This is a genomic window from Desulfobulbus sp. (genome assembly GCF_031547805.1).
In the GTDB taxonomy this organism is placed as follows: domain Bacteria; phylum Desulfobacterota; class Desulfobulbia; order Desulfobulbales; family Desulfobulbaceae; genus Desulfobulbus.
In genome coordinates this window covers 171,815-187,588 of record NZ_JAVBRQ010000007.1, presented here as the reverse complement: position 1 = coordinate 187,588, position 15,774 = coordinate 171,815, and the positions used below count along the sequence as shown (strand labels likewise).

General features: G+C 58.2%; 11 protein-coding genes. 8 read left to right on the top strand and 3 right to left on the bottom strand.

Annotation, left to right across the window (positions count from 1 at the left end; genetic code table 11):
• On the top strand, window positions 1-311 hold a 311-nt coding region (locus tag RMR13_RS03200), incomplete at its 5' end, for a hypothetical protein (RefSeq protein ID WP_310599194.1).
• Between the two features lie 40 nt (window positions 312-351).
• Here RMR13_RS03200 and RMR13_RS03195 read toward each other — a convergent pair.
• The 3 genes from RMR13_RS03195 to RMR13_RS03185 all read right to left on the bottom strand — a co-directional run bounded on the left by RMR13_RS03195 (window position 352) and on the right by RMR13_RS03185 (window position 3,072).
• On the bottom strand, window positions 352-882 hold the full coding sequence (locus RMR13_RS03195) for a GNAT family N-acetyltransferase (protein ID WP_310599193.1): 531 nt from the start codon (window positions 880-882) through the stop codon (window positions 352-354).
• A gap of 17 nt (window positions 883-899) precedes the next feature.
• Entirely contained in the window at window positions 900-1,766 is an 867-nt protein-coding gene (locus tag RMR13_RS03190; protein ID WP_310599192.1) for a PfkB family carbohydrate kinase, read from the bottom strand.
• 223 nt (window positions 1,767-1,989) lie between these two features.
• Entirely contained in the window at window positions 1,990-3,072 is a 1,083-nt protein-coding gene (locus RMR13_RS03185; RefSeq protein ID WP_310599191.1) for a diguanylate cyclase, read from the bottom strand.
• A 312-nt stretch (window positions 3,073-3,384) separates the two neighbouring features.
• On the opposite strand from RMR13_RS03185, the gene RMR13_RS03180 reads away from it, so the two are divergent.
• From RMR13_RS03180 to RMR13_RS03150, 7 genes are all read left to right on the top strand, one after another.
• Window positions 3,385-6,858: a mechanosensitive ion channel domain-containing protein gene (locus RMR13_RS03180; RefSeq protein ID WP_310599190.1), complete on the top strand. Its 3,474-nt coding sequence runs from the start codon at window positions 3,385-3,387 to the stop codon at window positions 6,856-6,858.
• Between the two features lie 331 nt (window positions 6,859-7,189).
• Window positions 7,190-9,037: a class I SAM-dependent DNA methyltransferase gene (locus RMR13_RS03175; RefSeq protein ID WP_310599189.1), complete on the top strand. Its 1,848-nt coding sequence runs from the start codon at window positions 7,190-7,192 to the stop codon at window positions 9,035-9,037.
• Window positions 9,034-10,365 (top strand): restriction endonuclease subunit S, encoded by a 1,332-nt coding sequence (locus RMR13_RS03170; RefSeq protein ID WP_310599188.1) that lies wholly within the window; start codon window positions 9,034-9,036, stop codon window positions 10,363-10,365. Before RMR13_RS03175 ends, RMR13_RS03170 begins: the two co-directional genes overlap by 4 nt.
• The gene (locus RMR13_RS03165; RefSeq protein ID WP_310599187.1) at window positions 10,362-11,312 is read left to right on the top strand and encodes a DUF5655 domain-containing protein; all 951 of its coding nucleotides are present in this window, start codon (window positions 10,362-10,364) and stop codon (window positions 11,310-11,312) included. Before RMR13_RS03170 ends, RMR13_RS03165 begins: the two co-directional genes overlap by 4 nt.
• Before the next feature lie 2 nt (window positions 11,313-11,314).
• Window positions 11,315-14,419 carry a DEAD/DEAH box helicase family protein gene (locus RMR13_RS03160; protein ID WP_310599186.1) on the top strand — a complete coding sequence of 1,035 codons (3,105 nt, stop codon included), beginning with the start codon at window positions 11,315-11,317 and terminating at the stop codon, window positions 14,417-14,419.
• Window positions 14,420-14,552: 133 nt separating this feature from the next.
• Window positions 14,553-15,218, top strand: a complete 666-nt coding sequence (locus tag RMR13_RS03155; protein WP_310599185.1) for a CatA-like O-acetyltransferase, family 1 — start codon at window positions 14,553-14,555, stop codon at window positions 15,216-15,218.
• A 206-nt stretch (window positions 15,219-15,424) separates the two neighbouring features.
• Window positions 15,425-15,763, top strand: a complete 339-nt coding sequence (locus tag RMR13_RS03150) for a hypothetical protein (RefSeq protein WP_310599184.1) — start codon at window positions 15,425-15,427, stop codon at window positions 15,761-15,763.
• The last annotated feature ends 11 nt before the right edge of the window (window positions 15,764-15,774 follow it).

Below are 15,774 nucleotides of genomic sequence, written 5' to 3'. Positions count from 1 at the left end.
AGCCTTTTCTTTTTGATATCATTAGGTATTTTCGCAAATCCAATGTATCGGAAAGCAAAAGGCTTTTCACGTTAAAACGACATTATTTCAAAAGGTTGCCTGTCGATTTTTCCTCGGTCATGCCAACCCCGAAACTTGAGTTGGGAATAATTTATTCGGAAGGGATGCGTTTACCAACCCGAATACCAACAGGCGGGCGGGATTTTCAGGAATACCATCGGATGCAAAAAGCAACGCCAGTTTTGGCTATTTCAGAAATAACCGGAGGGAACGGAGAGCACACCTCAGAAGAGTGTGAATCTCACAGATGAGGCAAAAATCTGCAAAACACAACAGGCTGCCATTCTCTTGTTAATCTTTTTTGGTTTTCTGGAGGTAAATAAAACTTAAGCCATCAGAAACTTGCTCTTCCTTGAATATTAAATAGCCTACATTTTCATATAATCCAATATTTCGAATGCTTTTTGAACTAGTGAAAAGTTCACAGCGGTTACATTCACCAATTCTTTCAATTTCTTGAAGTAATTTTTTCCCTATACCTTCACCTTGCAAGTCAGGATCAACGATTAATTTTCCAATAAATAACGCACCTTCTGTTATGCGTCCACGTACGGAGCCAACTATCTTATTGTTTTCATCGGTCACTTTCAAAAATATAGATTTTGAAAATTCAGATTTAATATCTTCAAATGTTTGTTTTAGTGGTGGTATTTCATAATTATCCAGAAGAGCTGCCTCGCTTTGGTATGCCATATATTGCAATTCAAGAATATCATGTAAATCTTCTTTTTTTGCTCTTGATATAGACAGCAGGGTTCCTCTAGTTCTTATTGGCATAATGCCTTCATCTTCATACTTATACATACATCCCCAGTCCACCATGGCGAAACCCGCGTCGCTCAGATGAATTTCTCCTGCTCGATCCAGGCGCGGGTGCCCAGCGAGGCGCAGGACAGGCTGGCCACTTCCCCGGCCCGCTCGAGACTGAGGATGAAATCGTTTTCCAGGATGTAATGGCAGAACGCGCCATGAAAGATGTCGCCGGCGCCCAAGGTGTCCATGACCTTGACCGGCATCACCGGCACCTCGCGCAGTTGGCCGCCGGTCTGGGCCAGGACCGGATCGCCGTCCCTGGTGATGGCCATGTGCTCGATGCCATGGCCGCGGAGGTAGGCGAAGACGCTGTCGGGAGTGGTGCAGCCCGGTGGAAAGAAGGCGGCGGAACAGATGGCGTAATCGACCAGGGGCAGCAGGTTTTCCAGCCCCTCCTTCCAACTGCCTCCGTCCAGGATCACCGGTATCCGCTTCGGCTTGGCCATGGCGGCCAACTCCATCGCCTGCGGCAGGTAGAAGCCGTCGAGCATGAGGATGTCGGCGTACTCCAGGGTGGTTTCGTTGACGCAGTCGCGGCGGAGCTTGCGCAAATCGGTGTTGGAATAGACCACGCTGCGCTCGCCGTTGGACAAATCGACGATGATGGCGGACAGGATCGGCGGCCGGCGGGGCTGGTCGGTACTGTCGATCAGGCGCACCTTGTGGTCGGCCAGATCGGCCTTGGCCAGGTCGGCCAGGGGGTGCTGGCCGAGGCCGGAGATCAGCGTGGCCTCGTTGCCGAAGGAGGCGAAGGTGACGGCGGAATTGGCCGCCGGGCCGCCGGCATAGGCCAACTGCCGTTCGGCCTTGAGTTTCTGGTTGCGCTGAAGATAGTGAGGCACATAGTAGACGATATCAGCGGTCGACAAGCCGAGAAAAACACCTTTTTGCATGGTCTGGGTCCGTCGGGAAAAAAGGATCGGTACTGGGTCCGTGTGTACCCATGATAGCCGGAATCGGGCCAAAAAAAAGCCCCGGCATGAAAAAAACGCAGCATTCCCTGAAAAATCGGGCAACGAGGAGAGCGCCGGGGTTCTGACCGCCTCGACCGTGTTGCCGGCGGGCGCTTCCGGCGGGCGCGACGATTTCGTTGCCACGGCCGGCAAACGCGCCGGACTATTTCACGGCGTGATGAAGCCGGCGGGGTTGAGTCCCGGTCCGGGACGGTTCCTCGCCCGTGGGCGAGGGCGCCGGCAGATCGCCCGCTCCGGCCGGGGGCGGGACGTCCGACGCCGGGGCAACGGCGCGATGGTGGTTGGGCGGAAGCAGGGCCAAGCCGCCGTCCGCCTGCAGCTCGCCGTAGGCGACCACCCGGTTTTTCCCCAGCCGCTTGGCGTCGAACAGGGCATGGTCGGCCGTTCCCAGCAGGTCGACCATGGTGCGGGCGTTTTCCGGATAGGCGGCCACCCCGCAGCTGACGGTCAAGCCGAGATCGAGTCCGTGGGCCGTCAGGAAACGGCAGGCGGCAATCGCCTCGCGGATCCTGCGGACCAGCCGGCTGCCCGTCGAAACGTCGCGGCCGGGCAGAATCAGGACGAACTCGTCGCCGCCGTAGCTGACGCCGTAGCATCCCCTCGGCAGCAACGGCTTGATCACGCCGGCCAACTCGGCAATGGCCCGGCTGCCGTTGAGATGGCCATGGCGGTCGACCACCTGTTTGAACGCATCGATGTCGAGAAACGAGGCGGTGACCGCCCGGTCCGGATACTTGTCCAGGTAGCGCTGCAGGGTCTTATAAAGGTAGCGGGTGTTGTACAGGCCGGTCAGATCGTCGAGAAACGAGAGTTTGCGGTAGCGGGCGCGGCTCGCTTTCAATTCCTGCTGGGTCTTGCACAGGGACAGATGGGTTCTGACCCGGGCCAGCAACTCCTCCCTGGTCGATGGTTTGACGATGTAATCCTGTCCGCCCGCGGCAAAACCGGCGACGATGTCCTCCTTGTAGCTGCTGGCGGTGACGAAAAAAACAGGGGTGTCGGCGGTGCGGGCGTCCTTCTTGATGATCCGGCAGGTCTCGATGCCGGACAGGCCCGGCATCTCGATATCCAGGAGGATCAGGTCCGGAACGAGCGTTTCCAGCCGCGCCAGGGCCTCCTGGCCGCTGGCGGCCACGACCACCGCATATCCGGCGTGGCCCAACACCTCGGCGATCAGGGTGGTGACCAGCGGGTTGTCGTCGACGACCAGGATTGTATTATCCACTGTTTTCGTTCTCTTTTTCATGAAACTATAGTGAAGAAAAACGCCGCGAAAGTCAAGGACGCAACCGCAAGCCGCATTCTCTTTTGCCAATGCCTCCGGCAGGTTGCGCTCCCGATGCGCCCTAACCGCCAGCCGGACGACGCGGCCGGTGCCACCCCGTGCCGCCAATTTTATTTTTCTCCCTTGCAGGCGGACACGGGCGGCGTCCGGCGCGTCTTTTCCGTTGCGGCCCGGCCAAGGCCTGCGTAGATTGACTGACATCGCGGCCCGACCGGTCCAGCCGCCCACCTTTCGATCCTCCGAGGCCAGCCGATGCACACCGTCTTCTTCCGTCTCATCTTCCGCAACATCGCCCCGATCCTCCTGCTCCTGCCGCTTTTCCTCGGCGCCGGCGTCCTCGCTCCCAGGTCGGCCGGGGCCGCCGAGCCGTCGTCGCCCGCCACGGCACTCACCCCGGAATTCCTGAAAGCCAAGATCAGCGAGTCCGGGCAAATGAAAGGACTAGAGGAAAGCATTCGGAACAAACTGCTCGAACTGTACCGGCAAAGCCTGGACAACCTGGAAACAGCGACGGCGAACAACGCCCAGGCCGACCGGTATGTCCGCGACATCGAGACGGTTCCGGCGGAGACACGTAAGATTCGCGCCGAGCGGGAGCGACTGGCGCACGCTACCCCGTTGCCGGGCCAGGAAAACGCCGCCGCGGCCGGCAAGTCGGCGCAGGAAACCGAGCAGGACCTGCTCAAGGCCAAATCCCAGGCCGCGACCCTGGATGCGCAAGTGAGTACCCTGACCCGGCAGCTCGCCGCACAAAACAATCGTCCGATCCAGATCAGCCAGCGGCTGACCGAATTGAAAAAGGCGGAGCAAACGCTCCTCTCCGCTTCCAAGCAGCCCACTGCCCAGGCCGCGCCCCAACTGGCGGAAGCGATGGTCTGGCTGCGGCAAAGCCAATTGAGCCTACTGCACAGCGAGACGAAAATGCTGCAGCAGGAGTCGGTGAGCATGCCGGTGCAGGTGGACCTCACCACCGCCCAACTCGAAGAGGCGATAACCCGGCGGGAACAGGCGAATGCCCTGGCCCAACAGTTGGAAAGCCTGGTAAACCGGCAACGGCAGGATGAGGCGGCCAAGAGCGCCGGCCAGGCCGAGGAGGCGGTCCGACAGCTCTCCGACAGCGCCCCCGCCCTCAAGCAGGCGGCGGCGGTCAACGCCACCTTGGGCGAGGCGCTCAAGCGCCTGACCGCCTCCCTGGAGCAGGTCACCGCCGAAAAGGAAGCGCTCGGCAAACAGTTCAAGACAATGGATGAGCGCTTCAAGGCCACCAAGCTGAAATACGAACTGGCGGGCTGGAATCAGGCGGTGGGCTTGGTGCTGGAGGAACAGCGGCGCTCGCTCCCGGACCAGAACGCCCTGCGCAAGAAAATGGCCGACAACGAGGCGGCCATTGCCGAGGTGGGACTGTTCCAGGTGCAGTATGCAGAGGAACGCAGGCAACTGGAACAAAACGGCGCCGACCCGCAGCCGAGTGCGGCCCTGTCGGAGACGGGCGCGGAAGAGCTGAAGCACCTGCTGGCCAGCCGTGGCGAGTTGCTGAAACAACTGATGGAGCTCAATCAAACCGTTTTGGGACTGCGGGCCGAATCGGATGCCCTCTACCGCCAGCTGGACGGCCTGGTGAGCTCGTTCCGCGCATTCCTGGCCGAACGCCTGCTTTGGGTCCGCAGCACTCCGCCGATGCGTTTGAGCGATTTTTCGCATCTGCTGGCCGAGACCGCTGCCTTTTGCGAAACCGGCCAGTGGCTGGCAACCGGCAGGATGCTGTCGGCCCAACTCGCTTCCTCGCCGCTGCTGGTGGCGGCGCTCCTGCTCGGCATCGCGATCCACGCCGGCAGAAGGCGCCTGCGGCACCGCCTCCAGGCCCTGATCGACGAGGCAGTCAACCCGATCACCTATAGCTTCTTTTTACCCTTGCAGGCCCTCCTGCTGACCGTGCTGCTCGCCCTGCCCCTGCCGCTCTTGCTCCAGGCCCTGGGCTGGGGGGCGCACACCCTGCCGGCATCCACCGATTTTTCCCGGGGCGTGGCGGCCGGACTGATCGACACCTCCCACCGCCTGTTCCTGCTGGCCTGGTTTCGCCTGCTCCTGTTGCCCCATGGTTTGGCGATCCGTTTCTTCCGCTGGCCCCAAGCCGTGGTCGAGGTCTTGCTGCGGGGCACCGTGATTCTGCTCCACGGTTTCCTGCCCGCGGTCTTGCTGACTCAGATGGCCTTTGCGGCCAACTATCACAGCGGCAACAGCTTCATCCTGGGCCGGGTGCTCTTCATCGTGGCCATCTGCGGCCTGGCGTTCGCGCTGTTCCGGATCTTCCACCCCAGGACAGGGGTGTGGCAAAACGCGCTGACCAGCCACGCCCACCGCCTGGCCTCGCGCTTCTACCTGCTCTTCTTTCTGGTGACCATGCTGCTGCCCGTGGTGTTCGGCGCGGTGGTCATCGCCGGTTTCGTGGTGGCCGTCGGCTCCCTGATGAGCTGCTTGTTCAACAGCTTCTGGGTACTCGTCGGCACCGTCGTCACCCACCAGCTGATCGAGCAATGGCTGATGCAGTCGAGCCGCAAACTGGCCCTGCGCAGCAACCTGACGCTCCGGCAAGCCCCGGCCTCCGGCCAGGGGGCGGGACAGCCGGCCGCCGCCGGGCAACAGGCCGGGCAAACGGTCGAGCATGAGGTCGATCTGGTCGAATTGAGCGCCAACAGCCGGAAACTGCTCAATGTGATGGCGATCCTGGGCGGCGGCCTCGGCCTGTGGCTGGTCTGGGCGGACGTGCTGCCGGCCTTGCGCATCTTCGACAACCTCGTGCTCTGGAAATACTCGGCCACCGTCGACGGCCAGAAAACCCTGGTGGACGTCACCCTGGCGGATGCCGGCCTGTCCCTTTTCATCGGCTTTCTCACCCTGACCGCCTCCCGGCACCTACCCGCCCTGCTGAATATCGTTCTGCTCCAGCAGCTCGAGCTCAATCCCGGCAGCCGCTACACCGCCACCACCTTGTCCCGGTACGCCATCGCCGGCATCGGTTCGCTGCTGGTGGCCGACACCCTGGGATTCAGATGGGAGCAGATCCAATGGCTGGTGGCCGCCCTGGGCGTGGGTATCGGTTTCGGCCTTCAGGAGATCGTCGCCAACTTCATCAGCGGCCTGATCCTCCTGTTCGAGCGGCCCATTCGGGTCGGCGACGTGGTCACGGTCGGCGGCACCGACGGGGTGGTCACCCGCATCCGCATCCGGGCCACCACCATCCGGGATTTCGACCGGAAAGAGCTGCTGGTGCCCAACAAGGAATTCATTTCCGGCCATCTGCTCAACTGGTCGCTGTCCGATCCCGTCACCCGGATCATGATTCCGGTGGGCCTGGCCTACGGCAACGACGTGCGCCGGGCCATGCAACTCATGCAGGAGGCGGCCGAACAGCATCCGCAGGTCCTGGACGAACCGAGGGCGATGGTGACCTTCGACAGCTTCGGCGACAACGCCCTGCTGCTGAACCTGCGCTGCTTCATCGGTTCGGTGGACAACCGGGTGCGGATCAAGAGCGCCCTGCACCTGGCCATCGACGACAAATTCCGCCAGGCCGGCCTGTGCATGGCCTTTCCGCAGCGCGATGTCCATCTCGACGCCCCGACACCCTTCACGGTCAGGATCGTGCGCGAGGAACTGCCCGCGGACGAAACGCCGACCGACCGACCGGCAACCGCGCCGACCGACTCCCCGGAACCGGCGCAATGAGTCGCAAACGATCTTGGCGTTTCTGTCGCTCCTTGTCGTTTGCCACGGGCTGCCACCCACAACGGCTTTGGCCCCACCCGGTGGACGCGCTTTCTCCCTTTGGCCAATCTCCGCCCCGGCGGCGGCCACTTTTTCCTTGGCATTGGACCTGGTTTACGGCAACTGTACGCATCGTTTCAGACTGCCGTTTTGCTTGCGGCTTCCCCGGATTTTCCGGACAACGAAACCGGACCCGCCAAGCCGCTGTCCGCAGGCGCGGCCAGGAAGACCAATCGTTCGCATCCGTTGCCGGCTCACTTTATCCAACCGCCTAAAACAACTAGAGAATATAATGAATCATCAGGCGCTGTCGTCGTTTATCTGGTCTGTGGCCGACCTGCTCAGGGGAGATTACAAACAATCGGAGTATGGCCGAGTCATTCTGCCGTTTACGGTGCTGCGCCGTCTGGATTGCGTGCTCGCGGACACAAAAGAAGCCGTGCTGAAAGAATTTGCCGCCAAGAAAGGCGGCGACATCAATGCCGAACCTTTCCTGCTGCGGGCTTCAAAGCAGAGCTTTTACAACACCTCCGAGTTGGACTTTAAAAAGCTGCTTGGCGACCAAGACCACATCCGGGAAAACCTCTACGACTACATCCAGGGTTTTTCCGCCAATGCCAAAGACATTTTCGAGCGCTTCAATTTCTTCACTCAGGTGGACAGGCTGCAAAACAGCAATCTGCTGTACCTGGTGACGGAAAAATTCGCCAATGTGGACTTGCACCCCAAGCGGGTCAGCAACCAGCAGATGGGCCTGGCCTTTGAAGAGCTTATCCGCAAATTTTCCGAGCTTTCCAACGAAACCGCAGGGGAGCACTTCACCCCCCGCGACGCCATCCGCCTCATGGTCAATCTGCTCTTTATCGAGGATGACGAAGTGCTCACCAGCGGCAAGGCCGTTGTGCGCACCATTTACGACCCGGCAGCCGGAACCGGCGGCATGTTGTCTTTGGCGGAAGATCACCTTTTGGAGCACAACCCCAACGCCCGCCTGACCATGTACGGCCAGGAGCTGAACGACGAATCGTATGCCATCTGCAAGGCCGACATGCTCATCAAAGGGCAGGAGGTTGCCAACATCGTGGCCGGAAACACCCTTTCCGACGACGGCCATTCCGGCAAACGCTTTGACTACATGCTCTCCAATCCGCCTTACGGGGTGGAATGGAAGAAGGTGGAAAAGGCCGTCCGTAAGGAGTACGAGGAAAAGGGCTTTTCCGGGCGCTTCGGGCCGGGGCTGCCCCGCGTGTCGGACGGTTCCATGCTCTTTTTGCTGCATCTGGTCAGCAAGCTGCGCCTGAAGGAAGACGGCGGCGGGCGCATCGGCATCGTCCTGAACGGCTCGCCTCTTTTTACGGGCGGAGCCGGTTCCGGGGAAAGCGAAATCCGTAAGTATCTGTTGGAAAACGACCTGGTGGAAGGCATTATCGGCCTGCCCACGGATATGTTCTACAACACCGGCATTGCCACCTACATCTGGCTGCTTTCCAACAAAAAACAGGCCAAGCGCCGGGGCAAGGTGCAGCTCATCGACGCATCAAGCTTCTGGCAAAAAATGCGTAAATCCTTGGGCAGCAAGCGCAAGGAACTGTCTGATGAGCACATCGAACAGATAACGCAGCTTTTTGGCCGCTTTGAAGAGGCCCGGCTGGCCACGGTTTTCGACGAGGGCGGCAGAGAACTTTCCCGCGTTATCGTGCGTGAAGGGCATGAGCCGCCCCAGGCTTCGGAATGGATTTTGGGACACAGGGTGCGTATTGCGCCGCTCAGTCGCATTCTGCCCAACGAGAGCTTCGGCTACCGCACGATTACAGTGGAACGCCCGCAGAAGGACGAAAGCGGCGAGGTGGTGCTCGGCACCAAGGGCAAGCAGAAAGGCAAGCCGCAGCCGGATACCAGGTTGCGCGATACGGAGAATGTGCCGCTTTGCGAGGATGTGGAGGCGTACTTTAAGCGCGAAGTGCTGCCCCATGTACCGGATGCCTGGGTAGACCACGAAAAGACCAAAGTGGGCTATGAAATTCCCTTCAACCGGCATTTCTACGTGTTTGAGCCGCCCAGAGCGCTGGAAGAGATAGACGCGGATTTGGCACAGGTTTCCGCCAATATCATGAAGATGCTCAAGGGGCTGGGCGTATGAACTACCCGGCGTATTCGAAATATAAAGATAGCGGCGTGGAGTGGCTGGGTGAGGTGCCGGAGGGGTGGGAGGTAAGGCCACTTTATTCTATAGGGCTCTTGCGAAACGGTTTTCCATTTAAATCTGCACAATTTAGCCATGAAGGCATCCCCTCAGATCGACTTTTGCGCATTCGTGATTTACTGAGTGATGATGAAAAAATATATACAGAAGAAAGTTGTCCAGAAAGTTCCTATATATCTAACGATGATATACTGATTGGGATGGATGGTGACTTTAATGTTAATTATTGGACCAGAGGGATTGCTAAATTAAACCAACGAATGTGTGCAGTAATTGGAAAGACAAAAGAATTAACGAGATTCTTTTATTTTCTCCTTCCCATACCTTTGAAGTTAATAAATGATGTAACTTTCTCTACTACCGTTAAACATTTGTCGTCATATGATGTCTTGCATACAAATATTGCGCTTCCTACAGAGGATGAAATTGTAAGTATAATTGAGTTCCTCGACCGCGAAACCGCCCAAATCGACGCCCTTGTCACGGAGCAGGAAAAGCTCGTCACGCTGTTGCAAGAAAAGCGGCAGGCCGTCATTTCCCATGCCGTCACCAAAGGACTTAACCCTGATGCGCCGATGAAGGATTCCGGCGTGGAGTGGCTGGGGAAAGTGCCGGAAGGATGGGCTGTATTCAATTTTCGCAGAATCATTGCTCGTATTGAGCAAGGGTGGAGCCCCAATGCCTCTTCTGAGCCCTGTCAAAATGGCGACTGGGGAGTATTGAAAATTAGTGCCGTGAAGTTTGGGCGCTTTGTTCAAAACGAGAATAAGGCCTTGTTGGACGATGTCTTACCTGTCGAGGTATATAAGATATTTTCTGGAGATTTGCTTTTGACAAGAGCAAATACTCCTGATCTAGTTGGTGATTGCTGTGTCGTTTCAAATGACTTGCAATACAACCTTATGATGTCTGATTTGATATATCGTGTTCATCTCAATTCTGGAGTAGATGCACATTCTATTTCTTACCTTTTGCGGAGCAACTTCTGCCGCTCTCAGATTAAAGCAGACGCAAGAGGGTCTAGCATGACAATGGCTAAGATATCGCAAGGACATATTAAAGATTGGTTTGTTCTTATTCCCCCTTTGCCCGAACAGCAAGCTATCGTCGCCTATCTCGACGCCGAAACCGCCAAAATCGACGCCCTTATCACCGAGGCCGAAAAAGCTATCGCGCTTCTGAAAGAGCGCCGCAGCGCCATCATTTCCGCCGCCGTCACCGGCAAGATAGACGTACGCGATATCCCCTTGCAGGAGGCCGTATGAGCGACATAAAATTGTTCCGCTTCGCCAAAGACAAGGCCGAAGAGCTGGGCGGGCGTTCCGCTCTGGTGGAGCGCGAACTGCACGACCTGATGGAAAAGCACATGGAATGCTTTCTGGGCATCCGGTTTGTCGCGCATGAATACAGCACCGGCAAGAACCATCGCGGGCGTATCGACTCCCTCGGGCTGGACGAAAATTGCTGCCCGGTCATCATCGAATACAAGCGCCAGACCAATGAAAACGTCATCAATCAGGGCCTGTACTACCTGGATTGGCTGCTCGACCATCAGGCGGAATTCAAACTGCTGGTTATGGAACGCTTCGGCAAGGAAGAGGCTGATGCCCTTGAGTGGGGCGGCACCCGCGTGCTTTGCGTTGCCGGTGATTTCACCAAGTACGACGAGCACGCCGTGGCCCAGATTGGCCGCAATATCGAGCTGATCCGCTACAAGTATTTCTCCGACGATTTGCTTCTGCTGGAATGGCTGAACCCTGTGCAAGAACGGGGCGGCTCTCGTCAATCCACAGTCGCTCCTGTTCCTTTCGATGATGAGGTGGGTCAGGAGGAAAACTCCGGCAAAAAGGCTCAAAACGACACGAATACTTTTGCCGAGCATTTTGCCGCCATGCCCTCGGAGCTACGACTCCTCTACGATGAGCTGTATTCTTTCATCATGTCCCTTGGTGATGACATTAATGCCAAGGAATTACGACTTTATCTTGCATTTTCCCGTTTGAAGAATTTTGTGTGTCTGTTGCCCATGAAAAGCGGCCTTAAGCTATGGGTCAAGCTTGACCCCGCCACCGTACAGCTTGAGAAAGATTTTTCCCGTGATGTGAGCAAAACAGGCCACTGGGGTACCGGCGACCTTGAAATTTACATCCGCAACAAGGATGACTTTGCCAAAGCAAAACCCCTCATCGAGCGGGCCTATCAGGAGAATTGACCATGAGCCTGCACAACGAACTGCACTTTGAGCGTGAAATTTGCGAGCACCTTGCCGCGCACGACTGGCTGTATCAGGAGGGCGACGCGCAGAACTACGCGCGCGAATCCGCCTTGTATTTGCCGGATGTGCAGGCCTGGATTGAGGCTTCCCAGCCGGAAGCCTGGCAGGGCTTGTGCAAAACGCACGGAGCCAACGTCCAGAAGGTGCTGGCCGAGCGCCTCCGCAAAAGCCTCAATGACCGGGGCGCTATCGACGTGTTGCGGCGCGGCGTGGATGTGCTTGGCGTCAAACACGTTCTCGCCATGGCGCAGTTCAAACCGGCTCACTCTCTGAACGCTTCCATCCTTGCCCGGTATCAGGCCAACCGCCTGCGGGTGGTGCGCCAGGTGCATCACTCAGTGAACAATTCCCAGGACGCCATAGACCTGGTGCTTTTTTTGAACGGCATCCCCGTGGCCACGGCGGAATTGAAGTCCGACTTTACCCAATGCGTTGCCGACGCCGTTGACCAGTATCGGTTTGACCGTCATCCCGCGCCCAAAGGCGGGCAGACGGAGCCGCTTTTGTCCTTTCCCGGTGGGGCGTTGGTGCATTTTGCCGTCAGCCAGACGGAAGTGATGATGACCACGCGGCTTACCGGCTCCAGCACCCGTTTTTTGCCCTTCAACAAAGGAAATCGCGGCGCGGCGGGCAATCCGCCCAATCCGAAAGGTTTCACTACGTCGTATTTGTGGGAAGAAGTCTGGCAGCGTGAGAGCTGGCTGGAAATTTTGGGCCGCTACCTCATCGGCAAGCGCGATAATAAGAAGAATCTGACCACGGTTATCTTTCCCCGCTATCATCAGCTCGACGCCACCCGTAAAATCGTCGCTCAGGTGCAAGCGGAAGGGCCAGGGGGCAGGTTTCTTATCCAGCACTCCGCAGGGAGCGGGAAAACCAATTCCATCGCCTGGACGGCCCATTTTCTGGCTGATTTGCATGATGCAAATTCAGAAAAAATGTTCGATTCCGTTGTGGTCGTTTCCGACCGACAGGTGCTGGACAAACAGTTGCAGGAAGCGATTTTCGACTTTGAGCGTACGGCTGGCGTGGTGGAAACCATCACTTCGGAGCACGGCAGCAAAAGCTCGCAACTGAGCGACGCCCTGAAATCGGGCAAGAAAATTATCGTCTGCACCATTCAGACCTTTCCCTTTGCCCTGGAAATGGTGCAAAGCCTTTCGGCCACGGAAGGCAAGCGTTTCGCCGTTATCGCGGATGAAGCGCATAGTTCGCAGACCGGCGAGGCCTCGGCCAAGCTCCGGCAGGTGCTTTCCGCCGAAGAATTGGCCGATATTGCCGACGGCGGCACTGTGAGCGCGGAAGATATCCTTGCCTCCCAGATGGAAGCCCGCGCGGCGACAGACACCATCACCTATGTGGCCTTTACCGCCACGCCCAAAGGAAAAACGCTCCAGCTCTTCGGCAGAAAGCCCCGCCCGGACGCCGTGCCGAAAGCCTTTCATGTCTACTCCATGCGCCAGGCCATTGAAGAGAACTTCATTCTGGATGTGCTCAAAAACTACACCGGCTACAGGCTGGCTTTCCGCTTGGCGCATAACGGGCAAGAGTGGGATGAGCAGAAAGTTGAGCAAAGCGAAGCCGTGAAGCACATTATGCGCTGGGTTCGCCTGCACCCGTACAATATCGCCCAGAAAGTCAAAATCGTCGTGGAGCATTACCGCGAACATGTGCAGCCGCTTTTGCGCGGCGACGCCAAGGCCATGGTTGTGGTCAGCAGTCGCAAGGAAGCCGTGCGCTGGCAAAAGGCCCTCCGGGCCTACATCAAAGACATGGGCTATGCTCTTGGCGCGTTAGTGGCTTTCTCTGGCGAGGTATTCGATGCGGAATCTTTCCCGGAAGCGGTTTCGGAACACAGCAAATTGCTGAATCCCGGCTTGAATGGCCGCGATATCCGCGACGCCTTTGCCGGGCCGGAGTACCACATTCTCCTTGTGGCCAACAAATTCCAGACCGGTTTTGACCAACCGCTCTTATGCGGCATGTACGTGGACAAGAAGCTTTCCGGCCTTCAGGCCGTGCAGACGCTTTCGCGCCTGAACAGGGCCTATCCCGGCAAGGACACCACCTACATTCTCGATTTCGTCAATAACGAGGTGGAAGTGCTCACCGCGTTCAAAACCTACTATGAAACCGCCGAACTTGAGAGCGAAACCGACCCCAACCGCGTTTTTGACCTGCGGGCCAAGCTGGACGCCACCGGCTATTATGACGAGTACGAGGTTGAGCGCGTGGTTCAGGCTGAGATGAACCCCAGGGCCAAGCAGCGCGACCTGGCCGCCGCCATTTTCCCGGTGGCGGACAGACTGCTCAAGCTCTATAAGGCCGCGCTCGATGCCTACAGGACGGCCGTTGAGCAAGGCAGGACGGAAGAAGCCGCCAGGGAAAAGGAAACCATGGATGCGCTTACCCTGTTCAAGGGCGATCTCGGCTCGTTTAACCGGCTCTATTCCTTCCTGTCGCAAATTTTCGACTACGGCAATACCGCCATTGAAAAACGCCACATTTTTTACCGGCGTCTACTGCCCTTGCTGGACTTTGGCCGGGAGCGGGACAGCGTGGATTTGTCCAAGGTCACTTTGACCCATTACAATCTGAAATCCAGCGGCACGAAGCAACTTGTGCTTGGCGAGGGGGACGCTCCCAAGCTTCCGCCTGTCGGTGAAACCGGCACCGGCTCGGTTCAGGAGAAGCAGAAGGCCCTGCTGGAAGAAATCATCGAACGAGTCAACAGCCTGTTCGAAGGAGAACTGACCGATGACGACCAACTCATTTACGTGAACGGCGTTATCAAAGGGAAATTACTGGAAAATCAGCTCCTGAGAAATCAGGCGGCCAATAACAGCAAGGAGCAATTTTCCAATTCGCCGGATCTGACCCGGGCCTTGCTCGAAGCCATCATGGATGCCTACGAAGCCCACACGACCATGAGTACCCAGGCGCTGAACTCGGAGCGCATACGCGACGGCTTGAAGCATATTCTGCTTGGCCCGGCGCAACTTTATGAAGCCTTGCGGGAGAAGGCGACGGAAGAACGAGGGTGATGATGCACGCAATCGGTATTTGTTGTCCACCCGCGGCGGCCGGCTGGAAGGCGATGGAAAATCGGCGGGAAGAGCTGGGCCGGTTGCCCGGGTTCGGCGGAGCAGCCTCTTCCCAGCAAAGGATAAGCCGCGCATGAATGGGTATCGCATTATCGACAAGGCCGACTGGCCCCGCAGGGATCATTTTGAATTTTTCCATAGGTTCGACAACCCCTGCTTCAACATCGGCGTCCAGTTGGAGGCGGCCAACCTGCATGCCTGCGCCAAGGATCGGGGCGTCTCGTTCTTCCTGCTGGCGCTTTATGCCATCCTGCGCGCGGCAAACACCGTGCCCCAGATGCGACAGCGCATCGTGGCCGGCAATATCGTGGAGTTCGAGCGCATTGCGGTCATGACGCCCATCATGACCGAGCAGGAACTGTTTCGCCAAATCTGGTGCGAATACACGCCGACCTTTGCCGCCTTCGCCCAGGAAACCGTTCCGAAAGTGGCGGCCGCGCACAAGGATGCGCCTGCGCCCATGAAAGACCACGGCGAGGATTTTTTATGCGCCAGCTGCCTCCCCTGGCTTCATTTCACCTCCATATCGCAGGCCGAGTACAACTTCGGCCAGGCCGTGCCGATCCTTGCCTGGGGCAAGATGAAAAACGGCAGCATCCCCATCAGCGCCAAATTCCACCATGGCTTCGTGGATGGCCTGCATGTCGGCCGGTTTTTCGCCGAAATGGAGCACAGTTTTGCCGCCCCGGAGACCTTGTGGCTGCCCCTGCACATCGGGGCGGACCGCGCCGACCGGTGAGGATGCGACCACCGGCAACCGGCCGCAAGCGACCAGGAGGAAGCAAACGGGGCCGATCGAATCCGGAGCCCAGTCATTGAGCCTGGAGACGGTGCCCGGTGCCAGCATAAAGAGGTCGAATCCACGTCGAGCGACGAGAGGAGATCGACAGATTCCTTGAATCTTAGGGAGGTTACGCGATGATCCGTTCAATGTTCCCAAACGGCATGAGGCACAGGGCCAAGACGATATCAGGCATCGCCCTGGCCCTGTGCCTGCTGGCACCGGCCACGGGATGGAGCCACTCCGACGCCTACTACTCCGACCAGGACGGACGGGGCGGCAACCCGCTCTCGTCGTTTCTCTCCTCGCCGTTCGTGGCCGCCTTCGACCCGGCCCCGCTGGTGCCGCGCCTTCCCGCTCCGGCCGCGCCCCAGGCCCCGCCGGGCATGTGCCGCTGGGAGCGGACCGTGCTCGACGGCGCCGGCAGGCCGGTGCTCGATCGTTACGGCCGGCCGATCAAGGAATACGCCATCGGCTCCTGCGTCTCGCCGCCGGCCTATTGATCGCGGCCTGC

Bases quoted from the DNA above. Each gene is read 5' to 3' on its own strand.
- RMR13_RS03195 (WP_310599193.1), bottom strand. From the start codon at position 882: ATGGTGGACTGGGGATGTATGTATAAGTATGAAGATGAAGGCATTATG.
- RMR13_RS03190 (WP_310599192.1), bottom strand. From the start codon at position 1,766: ATGCAAAAAGGTGTTTTTCTCGGCTTGTCGACCGCTGATATCGTCTAC.
- RMR13_RS03180 (WP_310599190.1), top strand. From the start codon at position 3,385: ATGCACACCGTCTTCTTCCGTCTCATCTTCCGCAACATCGCCCCGATC.
- RMR13_RS03175 (WP_310599189.1), top strand. From the start codon at position 7,190: ATGAATCATCAGGCGCTGTCGTCGTTTATCTGGTCTGTGGCCGACCTG.
- RMR13_RS03170 (WP_310599188.1), top strand. From the start codon at position 9,034: ATGAACTACCCGGCGTATTCGAAATATAAAGATAGCGGCGTGGAGTGG.
- RMR13_RS03165 (WP_310599187.1), top strand. From the start codon at position 10,362: ATGAGCGACATAAAATTGTTCCGCTTCGCCAAAGACAAGGCCGAAGAG.
- RMR13_RS03160 (WP_310599186.1), top strand. From the start codon at position 11,315: ATGAGCCTGCACAACGAACTGCACTTTGAGCGTGAAATTTGCGAGCAC.
- RMR13_RS03155 (WP_310599185.1), top strand. From the start codon at position 14,553: ATGAATGGGTATCGCATTATCGACAAGGCCGACTGGCCCCGCAGGGAT.
- RMR13_RS03150 (WP_310599184.1), top strand. From the start codon at position 15,425: ATGAGGCACAGGGCCAAGACGATATCAGGCATCGCCCTGGCCCTGTGC.